This is a genomic window from Pseudomonas sp. NBRC 111124 (assembly GCF_001320245.1).
Lineage (GTDB): Bacteria > Pseudomonadota > Gammaproteobacteria > Pseudomonadales > Pseudomonadaceae > Aquipseudomonas.
This window is the reverse complement of the sequence record NZ_BCBA01000007.1, coordinates 39,804-62,952: the sequence shown is the minus strand read 5'-3', so window position 1 is coordinate 62,952 and position 23,149 is coordinate 39,804. Positions and strand designations below refer to the sequence as shown.

Annotated in this window: 21 protein-coding genes; 11 read left to right on the top strand and 10 right to left on the bottom strand. The window is 62.7% G+C overall.

All coding sequences use genetic code 11. The features are described from left to right. The first annotated feature begins 4 nt into the window (after positions 1–4). Complete coding sequence (gene oadA / locus APH28_RS03950) at positions 5–1,813, top strand: sodium-extruding oxaloacetate decarboxylase subunit alpha (RefSeq protein ID WP_060507733.1); 1,809 nt, start codon at positions 5–7, stop codon at positions 1,811–1,813. A 122-nt stretch (positions 1,814–1,935) separates the two neighbouring features. On the opposite strand, the gene APH28_RS03945 is transcribed toward oadA, so the two are convergent. The 3 genes from APH28_RS03945 to APH28_RS03935 are packed head-to-tail and all read right to left on the bottom strand — an operon-like array spanning position 1,936 to position 3,700. After that, positions 1,936–2,607, bottom strand: coding sequence for a GNAT family N-acetyltransferase (locus APH28_RS03945; protein ID WP_060507732.1), 672 nt, complete (start codon positions 2,605–2,607; stop codon positions 1,936–1,938). A gap of 5 nt (positions 2,608–2,612) precedes the next feature. Further along, the gene (locus APH28_RS03940; protein WP_060507731.1) at positions 2,613–3,059 is read right to left on the bottom strand and encodes a GNAT family N-acetyltransferase; all 447 of its coding nucleotides are present in this window, start codon (positions 3,057–3,059) and stop codon (positions 2,613–2,615) included. Positions 3,060–3,070: 11 nt separating this feature from the next. Continuing rightward, positions 3,071–3,700: an FMN-binding negative transcriptional regulator gene (locus tag APH28_RS03935; protein ID WP_060507730.1), complete on the bottom strand. Its 630-nt coding sequence runs from the start codon at positions 3,698–3,700 to the stop codon at positions 3,071–3,073. 90 nt (positions 3,701–3,790) lie between these two features. On the opposite strand from APH28_RS03935, the gene APH28_RS03930 reads away from it, so the two are divergent. Continuing rightward, positions 3,791–5,320, top strand: coding sequence for a PLP-dependent aminotransferase family protein (locus APH28_RS03930; RefSeq protein ID WP_060507729.1), 1,530 nt, complete (start codon positions 3,791–3,793; stop codon positions 5,318–5,320). Positions 5,321–5,350: 30 nt separating this feature from the next. Here APH28_RS03930 and APH28_RS03925 read toward each other — a convergent pair whose 3' ends face one another. The 4 genes from APH28_RS03925 to aspA all read right to left on the bottom strand — a co-directional run bounded on the left by APH28_RS03925 (position 5,351) and on the right by aspA (position 10,212). Next, a complete protein-coding gene (locus APH28_RS03925; RefSeq protein WP_060507728.1) occupies positions 5,351–6,454 on the bottom strand; it encodes a polyamine ABC transporter substrate-binding protein in 1,104 nt (367 codons plus the stop codon). 2 nt (positions 6,455–6,456) lie between these two features. Continuing rightward, positions 6,457–7,497 (bottom strand): histone deacetylase family protein, encoded by a 1,041-nt coding sequence (locus APH28_RS03920; RefSeq protein WP_060507727.1) that lies wholly within the window; start codon positions 7,495–7,497, stop codon positions 6,457–6,459. Between the two features lie 116 nt (positions 7,498–7,613). Next, positions 7,614–8,606: an AraC family transcriptional regulator gene (locus APH28_RS03915; RefSeq protein WP_060507726.1), complete on the bottom strand. Its 993-nt coding sequence runs from the start codon at positions 8,604–8,606 to the stop codon at positions 7,614–7,616. Between the two features lie 181 nt (positions 8,607–8,787). After that, positions 8,788–10,212 (bottom strand): aspartate ammonia-lyase, encoded by a 1,425-nt coding sequence (gene aspA, locus APH28_RS03910; protein WP_060507833.1) that lies wholly within the window; start codon positions 10,210–10,212, stop codon positions 8,788–8,790. A gap of 182 nt (positions 10,213–10,394) precedes the next feature. Between aspA and APH28_RS03905 the strand changes: the two genes are divergently transcribed. Further along, positions 10,395–11,300: a LysR substrate-binding domain-containing protein gene (locus tag APH28_RS03905; RefSeq protein WP_060507725.1), complete on the top strand. Its 906-nt coding sequence runs from the start codon at positions 10,395–10,397 to the stop codon at positions 11,298–11,300. A 14-nt stretch (positions 11,301–11,314) separates the two neighbouring features. Here the strand turns inward: APH28_RS03905 and APH28_RS03900 are convergent, their stop codons facing one another. After that, complete coding sequence (locus APH28_RS03900; protein ID WP_060507724.1) at positions 11,315–11,875, bottom strand: hypothetical protein; 561 nt, start codon at positions 11,873–11,875, stop codon at positions 11,315–11,317. A gap of 302 nt (positions 11,876–12,177) precedes the next feature. On the opposite strand from APH28_RS03900, the gene purE reads away from it, so the two are divergent. From purE to APH28_RS03880, 4 genes are all read left to right on the top strand, one after another. Further along, positions 12,178–12,669 (top strand): 5-(carboxyamino)imidazole ribonucleotide mutase, encoded by a 492-nt coding sequence (gene purE, locus APH28_RS03895; RefSeq protein WP_003253304.1) that lies wholly within the window; start codon positions 12,178–12,180, stop codon positions 12,667–12,669. A 10-nt stretch (positions 12,670–12,679) separates the two neighbouring features. After that, the gene (locus APH28_RS03890) at positions 12,680–13,762 is read left to right on the top strand and encodes a 5-(carboxyamino)imidazole ribonucleotide synthase (RefSeq protein ID WP_060507723.1); all 1,083 of its coding nucleotides are present in this window, start codon (positions 12,680–12,682) and stop codon (positions 13,760–13,762) included. Between the two features lie 97 nt (positions 13,763–13,859). Then, positions 13,860–14,105, top strand: a complete 246-nt coding sequence (locus tag APH28_RS03885) for a GlsB/YeaQ/YmgE family stress response membrane protein (protein WP_060507722.1) — start codon at positions 13,860–13,862, stop codon at positions 14,103–14,105. Between the two features lie 49 nt (positions 14,106–14,154). Further along, entirely contained in the window at positions 14,155–14,688 is a 534-nt protein-coding gene (locus APH28_RS03880) for a DUF3299 domain-containing protein (protein ID WP_060507721.1), read from the top strand. A gap of 88 nt (positions 14,689–14,776) precedes the next feature. Here APH28_RS03880 and APH28_RS03875 read toward each other — a convergent pair whose 3' ends face one another. Further along, positions 14,777–15,673: a D-hexose-6-phosphate mutarotase gene (locus tag APH28_RS03875; protein WP_060507720.1), complete on the bottom strand. Its 897-nt coding sequence runs from the start codon at positions 15,671–15,673 to the stop codon at positions 14,777–14,779. A 72-nt stretch (positions 15,674–15,745) separates the two neighbouring features. Beyond that, positions 15,746–16,144 carry an acyl-CoA thioesterase gene (locus APH28_RS03870; RefSeq protein ID WP_027917060.1) on the bottom strand — a complete coding sequence of 133 codons (399 nt, stop codon included), beginning with the start codon at positions 16,142–16,144 and terminating at the stop codon, positions 15,746–15,748. Positions 16,145–16,503: 359 nt separating this feature from the next. On the opposite strand from APH28_RS03870, the gene APH28_RS03865 reads away from it, so the two are divergent. From APH28_RS03865 to pstA, 4 genes are all read left to right on the top strand, one after another. Next, positions 16,504–17,793 (top strand): MFS transporter, encoded by a 1,290-nt coding sequence (locus tag APH28_RS03865; protein WP_060507719.1) that lies wholly within the window; start codon positions 16,504–16,506, stop codon positions 17,791–17,793. A gap of 235 nt (positions 17,794–18,028) precedes the next feature. Then, entirely contained in the window at positions 18,029–19,027 is a 999-nt protein-coding gene (locus APH28_RS03860; RefSeq protein WP_060507718.1) for a phosphate ABC transporter substrate-binding protein PstS, read from the top strand. A gap of 139 nt (positions 19,028–19,166) precedes the next feature. Next, positions 19,167–21,455, top strand: a complete 2,289-nt coding sequence (locus APH28_RS03855; protein WP_060507717.1) for an ABC transporter permease subunit — start codon at positions 19,167–19,169, stop codon at positions 21,453–21,455. Between the two features lie 17 nt (positions 21,456–21,472). Further along, positions 21,473–23,143 (top strand): phosphate ABC transporter permease PstA, encoded by a 1,671-nt coding sequence (gene pstA, locus APH28_RS03850; protein ID WP_060507716.1) that lies wholly within the window; start codon positions 21,473–21,475, stop codon positions 23,141–23,143. The last annotated feature ends 6 nt before the right edge of the window (positions 23,144–23,149 follow it).

Genomic DNA, 23,149 nt, shown 5'->3' with positions numbered 1-23,149 from the left:
CATAATGTCCAAGAAAATTCACGTAACCGACACGATCCTGCGCGACGCCCACCAGTCCCTGCTGGCTACCCGCATGCGTACCGAAGACATGCTGCCGATCTGCGACAAGCTCGACAAGGTCGGCTACTGGTCGCTGGAAGTCTGGGGTGGCGCCACCTTCGACGCCTGCGTGCGCTTCCTCAAAGAAGACCCGTGGGAGCGCCTGCGCAAACTGCGCGCGGCACTGCCTAACACCCGTCTGCAAATGCTGCTGCGTGGCCAGAACCTGCTGGGCTACCGCCACTACAGCGACGACGTGGTCAAGGCCTTCGTTGCCAAGGCTGCGGTCAATGGCATCGACGTGTTCCGCATCTTCGACGCCATGAACGATGTGCGTAACCTGCGTGTCGCGATCGAAGCGGTGAAGGCTGCCGGCAAGCACGCCCAAGGCACCATCGCCTACACCGTCAGCCCGGTGCACACCATCGACGCCTTCGTCGCCCAGGCCAAACAGATGGAAGCCATGGGTTGCGACTCGGTGGCGATCAAGGACATGGCCGGCCTGCTGACGCCGTTCGCTACCGGTGAGCTGGTGCGGGCATTGAAAGCCGAGCAGTCGCTACCGGTCTTCATTCATTCCCACGACACCGCCGGTCTGGCCGCCATGTGCCAGCTCAAGGCTGTGGAAAACGGTGCCGATCACATCGACACCGCAATCTCCAGCTTCGCCTGGGGCACCAGCCACCCAGGCACCGAGTCGATGGTCGCGGCGCTCAAGGGCAGCGAGTTCGACACCGGCCTGGACCTGGAGCTGTTACAGGAAATCGGCCTGTACTTCTACGCCGTGCGCAAGAAGTACCACCAGTTCGAGAGCGAGTTCACCGCCGTGGATACCCGCGTGCAGGTCAACCAGGTACCCGGCGGGATGATTTCCAACCTGGCCAACCAGCTCAAGGAGCAGGGCGCGCTGAGCCGCATGAACGAAGTGCTGGCAGAGATCCCGCGGGTGCGCGAAGACCTCGGCTTCCCGCCGCTGGTAACGCCGACCTCGCAGATTGTTGGTACCCAAGCGTTCTTCAACGTGCTGGCCGGTGAGCGCTACAAGACCATCACCAACGAGGTGAAGCTGTACCTGCAGGGTGGTTACGGCAAGGCGCCGGGTGTGATCAACGAGCAGCTGCGCCGCCAGGCCATCGGTAATGAAGAAGTCATCGACGTGCGCCCGGCCGACCTGCTCAAGCCAGAGATGGCCAAGCTGCGTGGTGATATCGGCGCCCTGGCCCGCTGTGAAGAAGACGTGTTGACCTTCGCCATGTTCCCGGACATTGGCCGCAAGTTCCTGGAAGAACGCGAAGCAGGCACCCTGACCCCCGAAGCCCTGCTGCCGATTCCTGAAGCGGGCGCAGTGGCCTCCCACGGTGGTGAAGGCGTGCCAACCGAGTTCGTCATCGACGTGCACGGCGAAACCTACCGCGTCGACATCACCGGCGTGGGCGTCAAGGCCGAAGGCAAGCGTCACTTCTACCTGTCGATCGACGGCATGCCGGAAGAGGTGGTGTTCGAGCCGCTCAACGAGTTTGTCGGTGGCGGTGGCAGCAAGCGCAAGCAGGCCAGTGCACCGGGCCACGTCAGCACCACCATGCCGGGCAACATCGTCGATGTGCTGGTCAAGGAAGGCGACGTGGTCAAAGCCGGCCAGGCCGTGCTGATCACCGAAGCGATGAAGATGGAGACCGAAGTGCAGGCGGCCATCGCCGGCAAGGTCGTGGCCATCCACGTGGCCAAGGGCGATCGCGTGACACCGGGTGAGATCCTTATCGAGATCGAGGGTTGAGATAAGCCTTCATCTACAAGTGGTTTACCTCTGGGGAGCGGGTGCTCCCCTTTTTTTGTGTCGGATTTGCCGGCCTCTTCGCGGGTTCACCCGCGAGGAGGCCGGTATATCCTGCAAATCTTTCAGCCTTTGCGGCATGCCTCGAGAGTCTCTACCTGGCCCTCCGGCCGCTGGTTCGCTTCACTCAGCCACCGCTCAAACCCCGCCGCCACCTGAGGCCACTCATCATCGGTGATCGAATACCACGCCGTATTGCGGTTGTGGTCCTTCACCACCAGGTGCTTGCGGAACACCCCTTCGAACGTGAAGCCGAAGCGCTCCGCTGCACGCTTGGAGCGGGCGTTGGCGTTATTGCACTTCCATTCCAGCCTCCGGTTGCCCAACTCGAAGCTCAATTTGCCCAACAGGTAGACGGCCTCGGTGCTCTTGGGCGTACGCTGCATGGGGGCGCCGAAGGCGATGTGGCCGATCTCGATACGGCCGTGGTCGGGCACGATCGACATCAGGGTGAGCACACCCTGGGCCTGGCCGTTGGCGCGGTCGATCACGGTGTAATAGAGCGGGTCGTGGCCGGCGGCGTTGCCTTGCAGCCAGCGGTCGAAGGCAGCACGCTCGGTGAACGGGCCATAGGGCAGGTAGTCCCACAGCACCGGGTCGGAATCAGGACCTTGCAGGGCGGCCCAAAGGTCGTCGCCGTGGCGCGCCGGGTCGAGTTTTTCCAGGCGGATGAAGCGACCGTCGATGGGCTCGGCTTTGGGCGCTGCGGCGGGTTTCCAGTTCAGTGCGTCAGTCATGTGGCCTACAACCCTTTGCGAAATTGGATGAAGCCCGGGCGCTCGGCAACCTGTTCGTACAGGCTGATGGCGGTGGCGTTGGTTTCGTGGGTCAGCCAGTGCACCTTGATGCAGCCAGCGGCCTTGGCCGTGGCATACACGTGCTCGATCAGCTGGCGGCCGATGCCCAGGCCGCGCTGGCTGCTGTCGACGTAAAGGTCCTGCAGGTAGCAGGAGTTCTCGATGCTCCAGTTGGAACGATGGTAGATGAAGTTGACCATACCCACTGCCTTGCCATCGACCCAGGCGAGGGTCGAATGGGTCGGCTCGTTCGGGTCGAGCAGGCGTTGCCAGGTGCTGAGGCTGACCGTTTCGGCCAGTTCGGTCTGGTAGAAGCGCAGGTAGGCTTGCCACAGGGCGAGCCAGGCGGCGTGGTCTTGAGCGCTGACGGGGCGCAGGGTAACGCTGGGCATGGGCTTTTCCTTCAGAGTTGGCGCATGTGCGCCGCAAGTTGGTTGTCCTGGTAATCCGGGCTGGCGCCAAGGCCTTCGCGTACGCCGGCGATATCCTCGGCCGAGCGGTTCTGGCTGAGCTTGCGTGCGCCTTGCAGGCGGGTGATGGGCAGGCGGATGCCGACGATGGCGCGGAGCATGCCGTCGAGGTAATCGGCGGGGGCATCGGTAACTTTCCAGGGCTCGCTGCGGCCTTGCTCGTGACGGTCGGTCAGGCGGCTGACAATCTGTAGCAGCGGCGCGGCCTCGTGGATCACTTCGGCCGTGCCGTAAGCGTGTACGGCAAGGTAGTTCCAGGTCGGCACTACTTTGGGATTCTCAGCCTTGCTCGGGTAATAGCCGGGGCTGACGTAGGCATCGGGGCCTGGGAACACCAGCAGTGCTTCGGCGCCTTGCTCTAGCGCCTGCCACTGGCGGTTGGCTCGCGCCAGGTGGGCGTAGACGGTGCCGAATCCGCCCTCGTCGGTGTCGAGCAACACCGGCAGGTGCGTGGCCAGCAGGCCCTGTTCATCGTGGCTGATCAGCACGGCCAGGCGGGTCTCGCGCATGTGCTGGTGCAAGCGTTCAAGGTCGTGTTCCTGGTGGGGTTTGCTGTTGTACATGCGCTGGGTCCTTGTCGAATGGCTCCATGCTAGGCAGGCTATTGGTTCTGTGTAAGAGCCATTAATGACTGTTTTGACAGGTCCAATGCCATGAGCGAGCGCCCCCTCGTATTGCCTTTCGATCCTGCCGGTATCGTGCTCGATCGTCATCGCGGGCTCAGTCAGCAGCTGTACCAGGCCTTGCGTGCGCGGGTGCTGGACGGCCGCCTGAGCAGCGGCACCCGGCTGCCGGCCACGCGTGACTTGGCGAATGTGCTGGCGCTGTCGCGCAACAGCGTGGTGCGCGCCTATGACCAGTTGTATGCCGAGGGCTATATCGAAAGCCGGGTCGGGGATGGCACTTATGTGAGCCGCCTGCAAAAACTATCCACACAACTGTCCACAGGGTTATCCTTAGGGTTATCAACAGGTTTATCCACATTTCATGCGGATAATACTGAGGATTTGTCCAGCAACCAGCTTTCCAGTGAGCCGCTGGAACGATTGAAAAGTAATCACCTTCCGCCGCCAAAAAGCGGTCCGCCCAGGGCATTTCGCGTCGGGATTCCGGCATTCGATCTCTTCCCGTTTGACGTGTGGGCCAAGCTACAGGCGGGTTTCTGGCGTAATCCCTCCCCTGCGCAGTTGGGCTATGGCGACCCGGCGGGTGAGCCGGTGCTACGCGAGCTGATTGCTGCCTATTTGCGCCGTTCGCGCGGCCTTCTGTGCAGGGCTGAACAAATAGTGATCACCAGTGGCGCGCAGCAGGCCATCAGCCTTTGTGCACAGTTGCTGTTGCAACCGGGCGACGGTGTGGCTGTGGAAAACCCGGGCTATCGAGCTGCCGGGCATACCTTCGCTGTGGCCGGCGGCAAGGTGGCCGGGGTGCCGGTGGACGAGGAGGGCATGGATTGCCAGCGCCTGGCGCAGTTGCCGGATTGTCGGTTGGCCTATGTCACCCCGGCGCACCAGTACCCGACCGGCGTGACCATGAGCCTGCCCCGACGCCTGGCCTTGCTGGCCTGGGCCGAGCGCAACGACGGCTGGATCATCGAGGATGACTACGACGGCGAGTACCGTTATAGCGGTGCGCCTTTAGCGCCACTGGCAGCGCTCGACCGCCAGGGGCGGGTGTTGTACGTCGGTACCTTCGGCAAGATCGCCTTCCCGGCTTTGCGCCTGGGCTACCTGGTGCTGCCGCCTCGGCTGGTGCAGGCATTCAGCCAGGGCCGGGCACTGGCGGTGCGGCATTCGGAAGTGGGCAACCAGTGTGTGATGGCCGAATTCATGGCCCAAGGGCATTTTCAGCGGCACATCCGGCGCATGCGCAAGGCGGCGCTGAGCCGGCGCAATGTGCTCAAGGCTGGGTGGCCGGGGGATGTGCCAGGGTTAGGCGCGATGCCTGAGGTGGCAGCGGGGCTGCATGTGAAGGTGGATGTGGATAACTTTGCACGGGAGCAGCAGCTGGTCGCCAGGGCTGAGGAGGTGGGGGTGGAGGTGAATCCACTGAGCAGTTACTGGCTCGAGGACAGCGAGTTGCCTGTGGATAAGCGGACAGGCCTGGTGTTGGGGTTTGCGGCGGTGCCGGAGGGGCAGATTGCCGAGGCTTTGCTGAAACTGCGCAGAGCCTGGAAAGGGTGAATGGGGCTGCAAAGCAGCCCCAGCTCTACATCAGGTGCCGGACTTGATCCGGGTCCAGGCCCGGGTCCGCGTCCGTTCAGCCTCACGCGTCAACGGTTTGAGGGTATACAGCTTGGCCATCGCCTCCGCCGTCGGGTACAGATTCGGGTTGTTGCGAATCGCCGGGCTGACCTTGTCGGTGGCGTCCTTGTTCGGGTTCGGATAGCCGACAAAGTCGCTGATCGGCGCGATCACCTCAGGCCGCAGCAGGTAGTTGATGAACGCGTGGGCGTCCTCCGGGTTCGCCGCGTTCTTCGGGATTGCCAGCATGTCGAACCAGATCGGTGCACCTTCTTTGGGCAGGCGCATGTCCACCACCACGCCGTTCTTTGCATCCTTCGCCCGGTTGGCGGCCTGCGAGAAGCTGCCGCTGTAGCCCACTGCCACGCAGATATCGCCATTGGCGATGTCGGCCATGTATTTCGACGAATGGAAGTAGGTGATGTACGGGCGGATCTTCAGCAATAGCGCTTCGGCCTTCTTGTAGTCGTCCGGCTTGTCGCTGTTGGGTGGCAGGCCCAGGTGCTGCAGGGCCAGCGGCAGGATCTCCGACGGCGAGTCGAGCAGGGCGACGCCGCACTGTTTCAGCTTGGCGATGTTTTCTTCCTTGAAGATCAAGTCCCAGCTGTCCACCGGGGCCTGTTCACCGAGCACCGCCTTGACCTTGTCCGGGTTGAAGCCGATCAGGATGGTGCCGTACATGTACGGCACGGCGAACTTGTTGCCCGGGTCGTTGGCTTCGATCAATTTCATCAGCGCCGGATCCAGGTGTTGCCAGTTCGGCAGCTTGCTGCGGTCCAGTGGCTGGAATACCCCGGCTTCGATCTGCTTGGCGAGGAACACGTTGGACGGCACTACCACGTCGTAGCCGGAGTTGCCGGTGAGCAGCTTGGCTTCGAGCGCTTCGTTGGTGTCAAAGATGTCGTAGATCAGCTTGGTGCCACTTTCCTTCTGGAAGTCGCTCAAGGTCTGCGGGGTGATGTAATCGAACCAGTTATACACACGCAGGGTGCGCTGCTCGGCTTGAGCGTGCAGGGCACCGGTGAACAGGGTGGCAGCGATGAACGGGGCGAGCAGACGCTTGAGTCGGACCATGATCAGGCTCCTGGCTGGGCGCGCTGGAACCCTTCCAGCACATTGACCGCGTTAATACCAATTTCTTCCACAGCGTAGCCACCTTCCATCACGAACAGGGTGGGTATGCCGAGTTGGGCGATGCGCTTACCCATTTCCAGGTAATCCGGGCTGTCCAGCTTGAACTGGGAGATCGGGTCGTCCTTGAAGGTGTCCACGCCCAGGGAGACGACCAGCACGTCGGCGTCATAACCGGCAATGCGTTGGCAGGCGTCTTCCAGCGCGGCGCTCCAGGCTGCCCAGTCACTGCCGGCGGGCAGCGGGTAGTTGATATTGCAGCCAACGCCTGCGCCTTCACCGGTTTCGTCGGCATAGCCGAGGAAGAACGGGAACTCGTCTTGCGGGTCGCCGTGGATCGAGGCGAAGAACACGTCGCTGCGCTGGTAGAAGATGTCTTGGGTGCCGTTGCCGTGGTGGTAGTCGACGTCGAGGATCGCCACCTTGGCGCGGCCCTGATCGAGGAAGGCCTGGGCGGCAATCGCGGCATTGTTCAGGTAGCAATAGCCGCCCATGACTTCAGCAGCAGCATGGTGCCCTGGTGGGCGGCACAGGGCGAAGGCCGAATGGGCGCCTCGCTGGATTGCCGCCTGGGCGGTCAGGGCGACCTGCGCGGCGCTGTAGGCGGCCTGCCAGGTGCCAGCAGTGATCGGCGCGCCGGCGTCGAAACTGTAATAACCCAGCTCGCCATGCAGGCCGGTTGGCTTGACCTGGCGCAGGGTGCGCGCCGGCCAGGTGAAGGGCAGCAGGTCGCCGTCGTGGCCCAGCGCGGCCCAGCGTGCCCAGGCACCCTGGAAGAAATCGAGGTAGTTGGCGCTGTGGATGCGTTGCAGCGGTGCACGGCCGAAGTCGGTCGGGCCCTGGACGTCGCCCAGGTTGCGCTTTTTCACTTGCTCGAGGACGTGGTCGGCCCGCGATGGCATTTCAAAGCACGGCATCAGCTTGCCGTCGATGAGCTCGCAGCGGCCATGGTGCAGGCGGTGATCATCGGAATAGATCGTCAGCATTTGTTGTTCTCCGGGGGGACTGGCGTCGGCCCATTTTCGCGGGAGGCCTGGTGGCGGAGAACGACGCAAACGGCCAAAAGGGGATCGATGTGGCCAAGCTCGTTGGCCAGTCCAGCTCAACCGCGGAAATGGCTGGGGGCTACGCCGCTCCAGCGTTGGAATGCATGGCGGAAACTCGCGGTCTCGCTGAACCCCAAGGTCTCGGCAATCTGGTAGATCGGCATCTGCTCATCGGCCAGCAATTGCTTGGCGCGATCGAAGCGCAGCTCATCGAGCAGTTGTTGATAACTGCAGCCCTGCGCCTGCAGGTGGCGGCGCAAGGTTCGCGACGAGCAGTTCATCTGCCGCGCCAGCCCCTCCAGCCCCGGCGCTGCATCCAGCTGTTGCAGCAAGAGCTGGCGGATCCGCCCCAGCCAGGCCTGGCGCCCGGTGAACTCCAGGTTCAGGCGCCGGCAGCGCTCGCTCATGGCCTTGTGGGTAATCGGGTCGGCCAGCGGCAATGGCATTTCCAGCCAGCGCCGTTCGAAGGCAAAGGCGTTGTCATCGGCGTCGAAGGACAGTGGGCACTGGAAGGCCCCGCCGTACAGGCGGTGGTAGCCGGGCCGCGGGTGCTCGAAGCGGGCGGCGAGCAGCGGCAGTGTGCGGCCGAGCAGGTCATCGCAGATCACTTTCAGCGACACCAGGCAGAATTCGGCATTGAAGGCGGCGAGAGCCGGGCTGTCATGGCATTCGCTGGCGCTGAACCAGACGCGCTGGCCATCGTCGACCAGGCGCAGTTTGAAGACTGTTCCCAGCAGTGCCGGATAGTGCAGCGCCAGGCGCAGGGCGTCACCCAAAGTGGCACTGGAGAGCAGGGCGTAACCGAGCATGCCGTAGCACGACACATGCATGCGCCGGCCCAGCTCCAGGCCGATCTCCTCGCGCCGGGCCACGGCATTGGCGCACACCTGCAGCTCTTGCTGGGTGGTGATACGCGCGTCGCTATGGCCTAGGTCGGCCGGGCCTATGCCGCTGCCGGCGAGCAATGTCGTCGCCTCGCAGCCCTCTTCCTGGAACAGGTTGAGGATCAGCGAAACCGCGTTGAGGGTGGTCAGGTGGCTGTGCAGCATGCTCGGTCATCCCGTGGGCCTGGGAAGCATTATGGAGCAAGTTGTGTGCCGATACCGGCACGGCATGGCTGGCGCGGCATTCAAGAGGCGAAAAAAAAGGCCCAGAGCGTGCGCTCGGGCCTTTGAAAGGTTGAGAGGTGTCTAGTCCCTCGACCTGGTGAGACTGTTTGCAGCGGCCGGGTTACGCCTTCAGCGGAACCAGACGTGGAGCGATCATGTTTTCCGGACGCAAGATGTCGTCGAGCATCGCGTCGTCCAGCAGCTTCTCTTCACGCACCAGTTCCAGTACGCCGCGGCCGGTTTCCAGGGCAACGCGGGCGATACGGGTGGCGTTTTCGTAGCCGATGTACGGGTTCAGGGCGGTGACCAGGCCGATCGAGTGCTCGACCAGCTCACGGCAGCGCTGTTCGTTGGCGGTGATGCCGACGATGCAGTGCTCGCGCAGCATGTCCATGGCGCGCTGGAGCAGGCGGATCGAGTCGAAGATCTTGTAGGCGATCAGCGGCTCCATCACGTTCAGCTGCAGCTGGCCACCTTCGGCAGCGACGGTCAGGGCCAGGTCGTTGCCCATGATGGCGAAGGCCACCTGGTTGACGGCCTCAGGAATCACTGGGTTGACCTTGCCTGGCATGATCGAGCTGCCTGGCTGACGCGCTGGCAGGTTAATCTCGTTGATGCCGGTGCGCGGGCCGCTGGACAGCAGGCGCAGGTCGTTGCAGATCTTCGACAGCTTGACCGCGGTACGCTTGAGCATGCCGGAGAACAGCACGAAGGCGCCCATGTCGGAGGTGGCTTCGATCAGGTCGGCAGCCGGTACCAGCGGCTGGCCGCTGATGGTGGCCAGGCGTTGTACGGCCAGGGCCTGATAGCCCGGGTCGGCGTTGATGCCGGTACCGATGGCAGTACCACCCAGGTTGATTTCGGTCAGCAGTTCCGGAGCCAGCGAGCGCAGGCGCTGCAGGTCTTCGCTCATGGTGGTGGCGAAGGCGCGGAATTCCTGGCCCAGGGTCATCGGCACGGCGTCCTGCAGCTGGGTACGGCCCATCTTCAGTACGTGGTCGAACTCTTTACCTTTGGCAGCGAAGGCCTGGATCAGGCTGTCGAGGCTGGCCAGCAGGGCATCGTGACCCAGCAGCAGGCCGAGGCGGATGGCGGTCGGGTAGGCGTCGTTAGTCGACTGCGCCATGTTCACGTCGTTGTTCGGGTGCAGGTACTGGTACTCACCCTTCTGGTGGCCCATGGCCTCCAGTGCGACGTTGGCGATGACTTCGTTCGCGTTCATGTTGGTGGAAGTACCGGCACCACCCTGGATCATGTCCACCACGAACTGGTCGTGGTAATCGCCTTTGATCAGGCGGGCGCAGGCTGCACTGATGGCAGCGTGCTTGGCATCGCTCAGGTGCCCCAGCTCACGGTTGGCGTCGGCAGCGGCCTGCTTGACCATGGCCAGGGCCACAACCAGCTTCGGGTAGTGCGACAGCGGAACACCGGAGAGATGGAAGTTGTTGGCAGCGCGCAGGGTCTGGATGCCGTAGTAGGCATCGGCAGGGACTTCAAGGGTACCAAGCAGATCTTTTTCGACGCGGAACGATGCAGCGGAGGACATGATGGATATCATCTCGATTTTGACCCGGCACATGCCGGAATGGCGCCAATCCTAGGCCTGAAGGGGATTTTGCGGCCAATGCTGTTGCACGCTAACCTATGCACAAACGGCATAGTGTTTCGTGTGACGCCAATTGACATTCGAGCGTGTTCCATTTTGGTGCGCGACGGGAGATCTGCTTCATGAACCTCGAAAGCAAGTGGCTGGAGGACTTCAGTGCCCTGGCCTCCACCCGCAGTTTTTCCCAGGCGGCGGAGCGACGTTTCGTCACCCAGCCTGCCTTTAGCCGGCGTATACGTAGCCTCGAGGCTGCGCTGGGCCTGCAGTTGGTAAACCGCTCGCGCACGCCGATCGAACTGACCGAGGCCGGCCAGCTGTTTCTCGTCACGGCACGCACGGTTGTCGACCAATTAAGCGAAATTCTCCGCCATTTGCATCATCTGGAAGGCGGGCAGGGTGAAGTGGTGCAGGTGGCTGCGGCGCACTCGTTGGCGTCGGGCTTCTTTCCGCGGTGGGTGGCCCAGTTGCGCAATGACGGCTTGAACATTGCCACTCGCCTGGTTGCGACTAACGTCGGAGACGCCGTGCATGCGTTGCGTGAAGGTGGTTGCGACCTGATGTTGGCGTTCTATGACCCGGACGCCGCCCTGCAGATGGATGCCGAAATCTTCCCGTCGTTGCACATGGGTAACACCGAAATGCTACCGGTGTGCGCTGTGGATGCCGACGGCAAACCACTGTTTGACCTCGAAGGCGAGGGCAGTGTGCCGCTGCTGGCCTACACTGCCGGCGCCTTCCTCGGTCGCTCGGTCAATCTTTTGTTGCGCCAGCGCAACCTGCGCTACACCACGGTCTATGAGACCGCCATGGCCGACAGTCTCAAAAGCATGGCGCTGGAAGGTATGGGCATCGCCTGGGTGCCGCGCCTGTCGATGCGCGGCGAACTGGAGCGCGGCGAGCTCGCCATATGCGGCGGCAGCCAGTGGCACGTGCCGCTGGAAATCCGCCTGTACCGCTGCGCCCTGGTGCGCAAGGCCAATGTTCGGCTGCTGTGGCGTAAGCTCGAGTCGGGCATGGCCCCCGAGTAGGGCGCTTGGGCGGGTCAGTTTGCCCCGATCAAGCGCGCCAGATGGCGCTTGATGTTTTCCCGATTGGCGTCGCTGTAGCGGTACGCGTTGCCTTTCAGGGGGTTGTAGCCACCATTGGTGTAGGAGTTTTTCCACCAGCCGCCCTCGAAGAAGGTCTCGCCATCCTCGTGGACGGCGCCGAGCATGTGGCCCACTTCATGGCCGATGGCAATGTAGGATGTGGTCGAAGCGATGCCGACCTGCCCTTCGATCTCGGCAATACCTTTGTCTGTGAAACTCAGGTCGCCCCGAGTGACCAGCAGATATTTGTGCAGGCCCCAGGTGATCAGGCCATGGTCTTGCAAGGTTTCTCTCCATTGAACAAGGGCTTGCTCGGGGCCGACCTTGTAGTCGATGTCGGTCACGCCAGGCGTATGAGTGTCCTCGATGATGAACTTCACATCGAGGTCGAGGAAACTGAGCAGTTCGTTCTTCAGCGGGATCAGGTAATCATCGCCCAGGGTGATCTGACTCATCTCGGATACGTCATCATGCAGATACAGCCAGATGTGCAGGGTTGAATTGCTATCGCTCATTTTCCAAGCTCCGTATGTGGGGGTGGAAAAGGATGAGGATGGAGCCGGTCGAGCTGCAGATAGAACCTGTTCCCCCGCGCGCAACACCCTGCACAGCTGACTTTCGAGTCAGCCAAAGCCCCGAAAAATAAGGGCGACAGTTGGTCGCCGGGGGTGCCAGCAAGCCCTTGGGTTACGGTATACTGCGCGGCCTTTCGACCGGATGCGTCCGGTTCTGATCAGCAAACAAGCCACGCCGGTCGTCCCGCGTGGCTTGTTGTTTTTTGACGCGCCCAAGGGCGCACAAGCGAAGAGGCTCGACGATGAGTGCACTGGTTGGCGTGATCATGGGCTCCAAGTCCGATTGGTCCACCCTTAGCCACACCGCCGATATGCTGGAAAAACTCGGCATTCCCTACGAAGTGAAGGTGGTTTCCGCCCACCGCACCCCGGACTTGCTGTTCCAGTATGCCGAGGAGGCCGAGGGCCGTGGCATCGAGGTGATCATCGCCGGAGCAGGCGGGGCTGCCCACCTGCCAGGCATGTGCGCTGCCAAGACCCACCTGCCGGTGCTGGGCGTGCCTGTCCAGTCGTCGATGTTGTCGGGCGTCGACTCGCTGCTGTCGATCGTGCAGATGCCTGCCGGCGTGCCGGTTGCCACCCTGGCCATCGGCCGTGCTGGCGCCGTCAACGCCGCACTGCTGTCGGCGAGCATCCTGGGCGCCAAGTACCCGCAGTATCACGCGGCGCTGAAGCAGTTCCGCACCGAACAGACCGACACCGTGCTGGACAATCCAGACCCGCGACAGGCTTGAGGCTGAACCCATGAAGATCGGTGTAATCGGTGGCGGCCAACTGGGCCGCATGCTGGCACTGGCGGGCACCCCGCTGGGCATGAACTTCGCCTTCCTCGACCCGGCGCCAGACGCCTGTGCCGCTGCGCTGGGCGAGCACCTGCGTGCCGACTACGGCGACCAGGACCACCTGCGCCAGCTGGCCGACGAAGTCGACCTGGTGACCTTCGAATTCGAAAGCGTCCCGGCCGAGACCGTGGCGTTCCTGTCACAGTTCGTCCCGGTCTATCCGAGTGCCGAAGCCCTGCGCATTGCCCGCGACCGCCTGTTCGAGAAGAGCATGTTCCGCGACCTGGGTATCCCAACCCCGGCCTTCGCCGACATCCTCTCGCAGGCAGACCTCGACGCGGCGGTCGCGAATATCGGCCTGCCGGCTGTGCTGAAGACCCGCACCCTTGGCTACGACGGCAAGGGCCAGAAGGTGCTGCGCACGCCTGAAGACGTGGTGGGTACCTTTGCCGAGCTGGGCAGCGTGCCCTGCCTGCTGGAAGGCTTCGTGCCATTCACCGGCGAAGTATCGCTGGTGGCCGTGCGTGCCCGCGATGGCGAAACTCGCTTCTACCCGTTGGTGCACAACACCCATGAGAGCGGCATCCTGAAACTGTCGGTAGCCAGCCAGGCACACCCGCTGCAGGGTCTGGCAGAAGACTACGTTGGTCGCGTGCTCAAGCAGTTGGATTACGTTGGTGTGATGGCCTTCGAGTTCTTCGAAGTCGACGGTGGCCTGAAGGCCAACGAAATCGCTCCGCGTGTGCACAATTCCGGGCACTGGACCATCGAAGGCGCCGAGTGCAGCCAGTTCGAGAACCACTTGCGTGCCATTGCCGGCCTGCCGCTGGGCTCGACCGCCAAGGTTGGTGAAAGCGCCATGCTCAACTTCATCGGCGAAGTGCCGGCGGTGGACAAGGTCGTGGCCATCGACGACTGCCACCTGCACCACTACGGCAAGGCCTTCAAGGTCGGGCGCAAGGTCGGCCACGCCACCCTGCGCTGCCAGGACATGGTCAGCCTGAAAGCCAAGATTGCCGAAGTAGAGGCGCTGATCAGCATCTGATCGAACTTCTGTTAGCAGTCTGCCCTCTGAAAATGGCAACAAGCCAAAGCGCTGTCTAGGCTTTGGCTTGTTCCATCTTCATATCAGAGGGACTGCCATGGGCATCATTGGAACCATCTTCATCGGCCTCATCGTCGGCCTGTTAGCCCGCTTCCTCAAGCCGGGTGACGACAGCATGGGCTGGATCATGACCATTCTGCTGGGTATCGCCGGCTCCCTGCTCGCCACCTACGGCGGCCAGGCACTGGGCATCTACCAAGCGGGCCAGGCCGCTGGATTCATCGGTGCGCTGGTGGGTGCGATCATCCTGCTGGTGATCTACGGATTCATCAAGAAACGCTGAATACTGGTTAGAATGCCCGGCAATTCATCCCGAGTTGCCGAGCATTTCCATGCGTGCCTTTTTCCTCATTCCGTTGTTGCTGGCCACTACCCTGGCCCATGCCGAACTGCCCGAAACCGACTGGCTGGAGCTGATGCCCAAGTCGGACCAGAAGGCCCTCGAAGCAATGCCCGAAATCGACCACAACTCACCGGAAGCCAATGGCACCTTCACTGCCAAGGGCGGCCTCAAGCAGAGCAAGGGCCTGCCGGCGGTGATGTATTCAACCAAGACCGTGGCGGCCATGAATGGCAAGGACATCCGCCTGGGCGGCTACCCGGTGCCGCTGGAAAGCGATGCCAAGGGCAATAGCACCTTGTTCTTCCTCGTGCCTTACCCAGGTGCGTGCATCCATGTGCCGCCACCACCGCCCAACCAGCTGGTGCTGGTACGGTATCCAAAGGGCTTGAAGATCGACGACATCTACACGCCGCTGTGGGTCAGCGGCACGCTGAAGGTGGAGAAGGTCAGCAATGACCTGGCCGATGCAGCCTATGCGCTGGATGCGGGGAAGGTGAGGGTGGTGGAAGACGCCGATCTCTGATTGCCTGTTCCGGCCTCTTCGCGGGGCAAGCCCGCTCCTACAGGAGCGGGCTTGCCCCGCGAAGAGGCCTAGCCTGCCAAAGCAAATCTCAGAGCCCTGCGCTACCGATCCTGACCTGCAGCGACCGGCTGGCCCCAGGCTTGAGCTCCACCACATCGTCCCAGACATTCGCCGTCTCGATGCACAGCATCCGCTGCCAGCCGTCATCGGCCATGTCCGCCAGTTCCTTGGCCCGTTCGGTCCAAGGGTTCCAGATCACTGCCGAGCGCGACCCGCTACAGGTCAAGGTAATCCGCCGCTTCCACTGCGGGTCGACGATGCTTAGCTGCTGCGGCGTATCCAGGTAGATCCGGTCGGTTTCCCCGGTAAACGTCAACGCACCCAGCTGCTGGCGCTGTTCCCAGTCGGCCAGGGTCTCGATGTACTCCAGCCCCTCGACCCCTTCGACCCGCGCCTGGCGTACGTCGCTGACGGCGAAATAGCTGTGCAGGGCCTGGCTGATGGTTACGGGGCTATTGCCCATGTTGCGGCTGTTCAGAGATACGCTGAGCGCGTCACCCAGCACGATCTGCAGCTTCAGCTCGACAGCATGCGGCCATTCCGGCAGGTCGCCCTGGGCCTCTGGCAGCTCGAATTCGATGTGCAGCTCATCGCCTTTTTCTTCGACGCCCAGCAATTGCCAGTCACGCGTGCGCGCCAAACCATGGGCGGGCGCCTGCTCGCCTCGGAACATGGCCTGCACCGATGCAGGGTTGCGCTGCAGGTTGCCAAACCACGGCCAGCACACCGGCACACCGGCGCGTACCGATTTGCCCTGGCGGAAGATGGCCTGGTCGCTCAGCCACAGCAGCGGTGGCTCGCCAACACGCTGGTAGCTGAGGATCTGCGCGCCCTGCTGGGCGATCAGTAGTTCGGCGTGGTCGCTGCTGATGCGCCAGCAGTTGAGTTCGCCGTGTTGCTCGGATTCGACCTTGAAGGTAGCCATTGCGCTCGTCTCATTGATTGCCTATGGGCCCTTGGACCCGGTGACGTGCAATGAGTTTACCGCTCGCGAGGCTCAGCGACGAGGCACCGAACGGGTTCGGCCGCTGCCGTCGATGGCGACGAACACGAATGTCGCTTCGGTGACCTTGCGCCATTCGCTGGACAGCGGGTCGTCGCTCCATACCTCGACCATCATGCGGATCGAGCTACGGCCGATTTCCAGGGTCTGGGTGTAGAACGACAGCTGCGCACCCACGGCCACCGGCACCAGGAATGCCATGCGGTCGATGGATACCGTAGCAACCCGGCCGCCAGCGACGCGGCTGGCCATGGCAGTGCCAGCCAGGTCCATCTGCGCGACCAGCCAACCGCCAAAGATGTCGCCGAAACCATTGGTTTCGCGCGGCAGCGCGGTGATCTGCAAGGCCAAATCGCCTTGCGGGATAGGATCTTCTTGTTCGAGCTCAATCATGCGATGGGGCCTCTGACCCGTGACGCTTTCGTTGGTGTGGCGCAAGGCCGGGCAAACGATTCAGCTGACAACATACTACGCCGATTCCGTTTCGCTGGGCGGCCATAGGGAAACTCTGCGAAACCGTCTGACATCAAGCCCGGCGTTTTCGCACAACTTCCCACGGTTAAAGCAACCTTTTCCTACGAGCGGGCAGTATATATAGCCGATCGCCATGCGACGACCGCACATTCACGAATATCTGTATGGATTTTGTATCGCTTTCAGCGCAGCTCGGCAATTTGCTATCTTCGCTCCTCGCCCCTATCCAGAAGCCGCGTGCCAAGCGGCCTGCATGACCTACAAGAGAACGAAGAGCGATGACCTCCGTGCCGAGCAGTATCGAGCAGCCCTCGCGGCCACTGACCCGCAGTGACTACAAGACCCTATCACTGTCCGCCCTGGGCGGAGCCCTTGAGTTCTACGACTTCATCATCTTCGTGTTCTTCGCCACGGTGGTCGGCAAACTATTCTTCCCCGCCGACATGCCCGAATGGCTACGCCTGATGCAGACCTTCGGCATTTTCGCCGCCGGCTACCTGGCAAGGCCGCTGGGTGGCATCGTCATGGCCCACTTCGGCGACCTGCTCGGGCGCAAGAAGATGTTCACCCTGAGCATCTTCATGATGGCCCTGCCCACCCTGATCATGGGCCTGCTGCCCACTTATGCACAGGTTGGGCTGTGGGCGCCGATCCTGTTGCTGCTGATGCGGGTGATCCAGGGCGCGGCTATCGGTGGCGAAGTGCCGGGCGCGTGGGTGTTCGTCTCCGAGCACGTGCCGGCGCGCAATACCGGCTATGCCTGCGGCACTCTGACCGCCGGCCTGACGGCGGGCATCCTGCTCGGCTCGCTGGTCGCGACGCTGATCAACACCCTCTACAGCACTGAAGAAGTGGCTGATTACGCCTGGCGGATCCCGTTCCTGCTCGGCGGTGTATTCGGCCTGTTCTCGGTGTACCTGCGCCGCTGGCTGCACGAAACCCCGGTGTTCGCCGAGATGCAGCAGCGCAAGGCCCTGGCTGAAGAGCTGCCGCTGCGTGCGGTGCTGCGCGACCACCGTGGCCCGATCATCCTGTCGATGTTGCTGACCTGGGTGCTGTCTGCCGGCATCGTGGTGGTGATCCTGATGACCCCGGCGTTGCTGCAGAGCATCTACCACGTCAGCCCCACCGACTCGCTCAAGGCCAACAGCCTGGCGATCGTGCTGCTCAGCTTCGGTTGCATTGGTGCCGGCAGCCTGGCCGACCGCTTCGGTGCGGGGCGAGTGTTCGTGATTGGCAGCCTGCTGCTGTTGGCCAGCTCCTGGACCTTCTACCACAGCCTGCCGACCCATCCTGAGCTGCTGTTCCCGCTGTATGCAGTGACTGGCCTGTGCGTGGGGGTGATCGGTGCAGTGCCGTACGTGATGGTCAAGGCGTTCCCTGCGGTGGTGCGCTTCAGCGGGCTGTCGTTCTCCTACAACGTCGCCTACGCCATCTTCGGCGGCCTCACGCCGATGGTGGTGACGGCGCTGCTCAAGGTCAGTCCGATGGCACCTGCCTACTACGTGGCCGGCCTGTGCGCCGTCGGCCTGGCCGTGGGTCTGTACCTGCTCGCCAACAAGCGCTGATCTGCGGCGCGGCTACTGGCCTCTTCGCGGCTAAAGCCGCTCCTACAGGTTGAGGTGCAGGCTTTGAGTCTGTGCAAATGCCTGTGGGAGCGGCTTTAGCCGCGAAGGGGCCAGAGCATTTTCAGTGATGGCCTTTCATCCATTTGTCACAATTGAGTCATATCGTATTCATGCGGCCTGCAGATACTTGGCCCCGTTCCATCCAACACCCCAATATTCCTGCTAGGAGCAAGGCATGAAACTGAAGCGTTTGATGGCGGCCATCACCTTTGCCGCCGCTGGCGTTGCCACCGCCAACGCGGTAGCCGCTGTCGACCCTGCGATCCCGACCTACACCAAGACCACCGGTGTTTCGGGCAACCTCTCCAGCGTCGGTTCCGACACCCTCGCGAACCTGATGACTCTGTGGGCCGAGGCCTACAAGAAGGAATATCCAAACGTAAACATCCAGATTCAGGCTGCCGGCTCCTCCACCGCGCCACCTGCGCTGACAGAAGGCACCGCCAACCTCGGCCCGATGAGCCGCAAGATGAAGGACGTCGAGTTGCAGGCCTTCGAGCAAAAGTACGGCTACAAGCCGACCGCCATCCCGGTCGCCGTCGACGCTCTGGCCGTGTTCGTGCACAAGGACAACCCGATCAAAGGCCTGACCATGGCCCAAGTCGACGCCATCTTCTCGTCTACCCGCCTGTGTGGCGCCAAAGCCGAAGTGAAAACCTGGGGCGACCTGGGCGTGACCGGCGACCTGGCCAACAAGCCGGTTCAGCTGTTCGGCCGCAACTCGGTATCGGGCACCTACGGCTACTTCAAGGAAGAGGCCCTGTGCAAAGGCGACTTCAAGCCTAGCGTCAACGAACAGCCTGGCTCGGCTTCGGTCGTGCAGTCGATCAGCTCCTCGCTGAACGGCATCGGCTACTCGGGCATCGGCTACAAGACTGCCAGCGTCAAGACTGTGGCTCTTGCCAAGAAAGAGGGTGGCGAGTTCGTTGAAGACAATGAAACCAATGCCTTGAACGGCAGCTACCCGCTGTCGCGCTTCCTCTACGTCTACGTCAACAAGGCCCCGAACAAGCCTCTGGCCCCGCTGGAAGCCGAGTTCGTCAAGCTGGTCCTGTCGCAAGCTGGCCAGCAGGTCGTGGTCAAGGATGGTTACATCCCGCTGCCGGCCAAAGTGGTCGACAAGACCCTGGCTGACCTGGGCCTGTCCAACGCCGGTAACGTTGCAAAGAAGTAAGTAATTGAGGATGAGGCCGGTGCTGATGCCCGGCCTCTTCCACGATTTTCCAGTCCGGTGCCAGGGTTCCTGAGCGGCGGGCTTTTTTGCGTCAACTCACTGTCATGTTTTTGTCATACGGGACCGCTAGGGTGTGCGCATGAATGATCTGGCCAATTCCACAATGACCCCAAACTCCCCGCCCGTGCGGATTGACTTCAATACGCCCGAGCTGCAGCGCAAGCGCCGCATGCGCGCCCTCAAGGATCGCCTGACCCGCTGGTATGTACTGGTGGGCGGGCTTGCCGTATTGGCAGCCATCACGCTGATCTTCTTCTACCTGGCCTATGTAGTGCTGCCACTGTTTCAGGGCGCCGAGCTGACCAGCAAGAAGGCCCTGGAGCCAACCTGGCTGCAACAGGACGCCGGCAGGCCACTGATGATTGCCCTTGAAGAGCAGAACCTGGTCGGCATGCGTGTTTCGGACAAGGGTCAGGCCATTTTCTTCGACACCAAGACCGGTAACCAGCTCAGTCGCGTCGATCTTCCATTGCCGGCAGGTACCCAAGTCGCTTCGATCAGCGCCGATCAGCCGGGCAGCCCGCTGGTTGTGCTCGGTCTGTCCAATGGTCAGGCACTGGTGTTCCACCACACCTACAAGGTCACCTACCCGGAGAACAAGAAGACCATCACCCCCGGCATCGACTACCCGTACGGCCAGGCGCCGTTCGTGCTCGACGAGCAGGGCCGCCCGCTGGAACACGTGAACGTCAACGTCAATGGCGACACCCTGGTGCTGGCCGGCTCCACGGGTGCGCACCTGCAGGTGGTCGAGCTGTCGCGTACTGAAAACATGCTGACCGGCGAGACCAGTACCGAGCAGAACCGCATCGAGCTGCCGCAGATGACCGAAGCGGTGAAGAACATCTTCATCGACCCGCGTCAGCAGTGGTTGTATGTGATCAACGGCCGTGCCACCGCTGATGTCTTCAACCTGCGCGACAAGAGCCTCAATGGCCGCTACAAGCTGGCCGACAGCGCCGACACCGAAATCACCGCCACCGCCCAGCTGGTGGGCGGCATCTCGCTGATCATCGGTGACTCCAAGGGCGGCCTTGCCCAGTGGTTCATGGCCCGCGACCCGGATGGCGAACAGCGCCTCAAGCTGATCCGCACCTTCCAGCTGGGCCAGGCGCCGATCGTGCAGATCGATGCCGAAGAGCGCCGCAAGGGCTTCATCGCCCTGGACAGCGAAGGCAAGCTCGGCGTGTTCCACAGCACCGCGCACCGTACCCTGCTGGTCGAGCAGGTTGCAGAGGGTGCTGGCATCTTGGCGCTGTCGCCGCGTGCCAACCGCATCTTCATTGAAGAAGGCAGCAAACTGCTGCCGTTGAGCCTGCGCAACCCGCATCCGGAAATCTCCTTCAGTGCACTGTGGGGCAAGGTCTGGTACGAGAACTATGACGAGCCCAAGTACGTCTGGCAGTCGACTGCCTCGAACACCGACTTCGAACCCAAGCTGAGCCTGTCGCCACTGACCTTCGGTACGCTCAAGGCCGCGTTCTACGCGATGATCCTGGCGGCCCCGCTGGCCATTGCCGCTGCCATCTACACCGCCTACTTCATGGCCCCGGGCATGCGCCGCAAGGTCAAGCCGGTGATCGAACTGATGGAAGCGATGCCGACGGTGATCCTCGGCTTCTTCGCCGGCCTGTTCCTCGCGCCGTACCTGGAAGGCCACCTGCCAGGCGTATTCAGCCTGTTCTTGATCATGCCACTGGGCATTCTGCTGACGGGCTACATCTGGAGCCGCCTGCCGGAGTCGATCCGCCTGCGCATTCCGGATGGCTGGGAGGCGGCGATCCTGATCCCGGTGATCCTGGCGATCGGCTGGTTTGCCCTGGCAGTCAGCCCGTACCTCGAGAGCTGGTTCTTCGGCGGTGACATGCGCCTGTGGATCGAGCACACCCTCGGCCTGCGCTATGACCAGCGCAACGCCATGGTGGTGGGTATCGCCATGGGCTTTGCGGTCATCCCGAATATCTACTCGATCGCCGAAGACGCCGTGTTCAGCGTGCCGCGCAGCCTGACCCTGGGCTCCCTGGCCCTGGGTGCGACGCCGTGGCAGACCCTGACCCGCGTCGTCATCCTCACCGCCAGCCCGGGCATCTTCTCGGCGCTGATGATCGGCATGGGCCGGGCGGTGGGCGAGACCATGATCGTGCTGATGGCCACCGGCAACACCCCGGTGATGGAACTGAACCTGTTCGAAGGCATGCGCACCCTGGCCGCCAACGTGGCGGTGGAAATGCCTGAATCGGAAGTCGGCGGCAGCCACTATCGTGTGCTGTTCCTCGCCGCCCTCGTGCTGCTGATGTTCACCTTCGTCATGAACACCTTGGCCGAGCTGATTCGCCAGCGTCTGCGCAAGAAATACTCGTCGCTTTGATAGAAAGGTAGCGATCCGTGAAAAAGGATTCCCTCAAAGGCTGGTTCAAGAGCGGCGCCCCAGGCGTCTGGATCAGCGGTGGCGCGGTGGCCATGGCGGTGATCATGACCGTTGGCCTGCTGGCGGTGATCGCCGTGCGCGGCCTGGGCCACTTCTGGCCAGCCGACCTGATCCAGGCCACCTACAAGGTGCCGGGCCAGGCCGATCACGTTGTCATCGGCGAAGTGGTGCAGAAGGAAGAAGTCCCGCGTGCCCGCCTCAAGGGTGCCGGCCTGCCGGTGCCGGACGATGGCCCGGAATTCATGACCCGCGAGCTGGTCAAGGTGGGTAACCGTGACCTCAACGGCAGCGACTTCACCTGGGTGGTCGGCGACTGGCTGGTCGACGAGCAGCGCCCGGCCGACCTGATCGCTCTGGAGCGCCGCGAATGGGGCAACTTCTACGGCTACCTAGTCAGTGTCAAGGAAGAAGGCCGCGTGGTTGCCCAAGGCCCGGAGGCCTGGAATGAACTGCAAGCCCGCCTCAAACGCGCCAACCAGCTCAACAGCGAACTGCAAACCCTCGAGAAGAAGGACATCGGTGCCATCAACCATGGCCTCGAGCGCCTGCGCCTGCACGGTCGCAAGTTGGAACTGGACGGCAAGCTGGACGCCGCTGCCCAGGCCGACATCGAGGCCGAGCGTGCGGAGCTGAACAGCCGCTACAAGGCTATCGAGGAGCGCCTGCTGGGCCTGCACCAGGCCTTCGCCCGCGACAGCCTGGTGGCGCGTGACGGCAATGGCCGTGAAGTGGAAATCAACCTGAGCAAGGTGGTGCACGCGGTCCAGCCGAACGGCATGTCCGGCTTCAGCAAGATGGGCACTTACTTCGTCAAGGTCTGGGAATTCCTCAGCGACGACCCGCGTGAAGCCAACACCGAGGGCGGCATCTTCCCGGCCATCTTCGGTACCGTGATGATGACCCTGATCATGGCCGTGATCGTCACACCGTTCGGCGTGCTGGCTGCGGTCTACCTGCGCGAGTACGCCAGGCAAGGCCCGGTGACCCGCCTGATCCGCATCGCGGTGAACAACCTCGCCGGTGTACCAGCGATCGTTTACGGCGTGTTCGGCCTGGGCTTCTTCGTTTACGTGCTGGGCGGCTCGATCGATCGGCTGTTCTTCCCCGAGGCGCTGCCGGCGCCAACCCTGGGTACCCCCGGCTTGCTGTGGGCTTCGCTGACCCTGGCGCTGCTGGCCGTGCCGGTGGTGATCGTGGCCACCGAGGAAGGCCTGGCGCGGATCCCGCGCACCGTGCGCGAAGGTTCGCTGGCCCTGGGTGCGACCAAGGCCGAAACCCTGTGGAAGATCGTCCTGCCGATGGCCAGCCCGGCCATGATGACCGGCATGATCCTCGCCGTGGCCCGCGCCGCCGGTGAAGTGGCGCCGCTGATGCTGGTGGGTGTGGTGAAGCTGGCGCCCTCGCTGCCACTGGACGGCAATTACCCGTACCTGCACCTGGACCAGAAGATCATGCACCTGGGCTTCCACATCTATGACGTCGGCTTCCAGAGCCCGAACGTCGAAGCGGCGCGCCCGCTGGTGTACGCCACCGCGCTGCTGCTGGTACTGGTGATTGCCACCCTCAACCTATCGGCGGTGTGGATCCGTAACCACCTGCGCGAGAAGTACAAGGCGCTCGACAGCTGAGCCTGA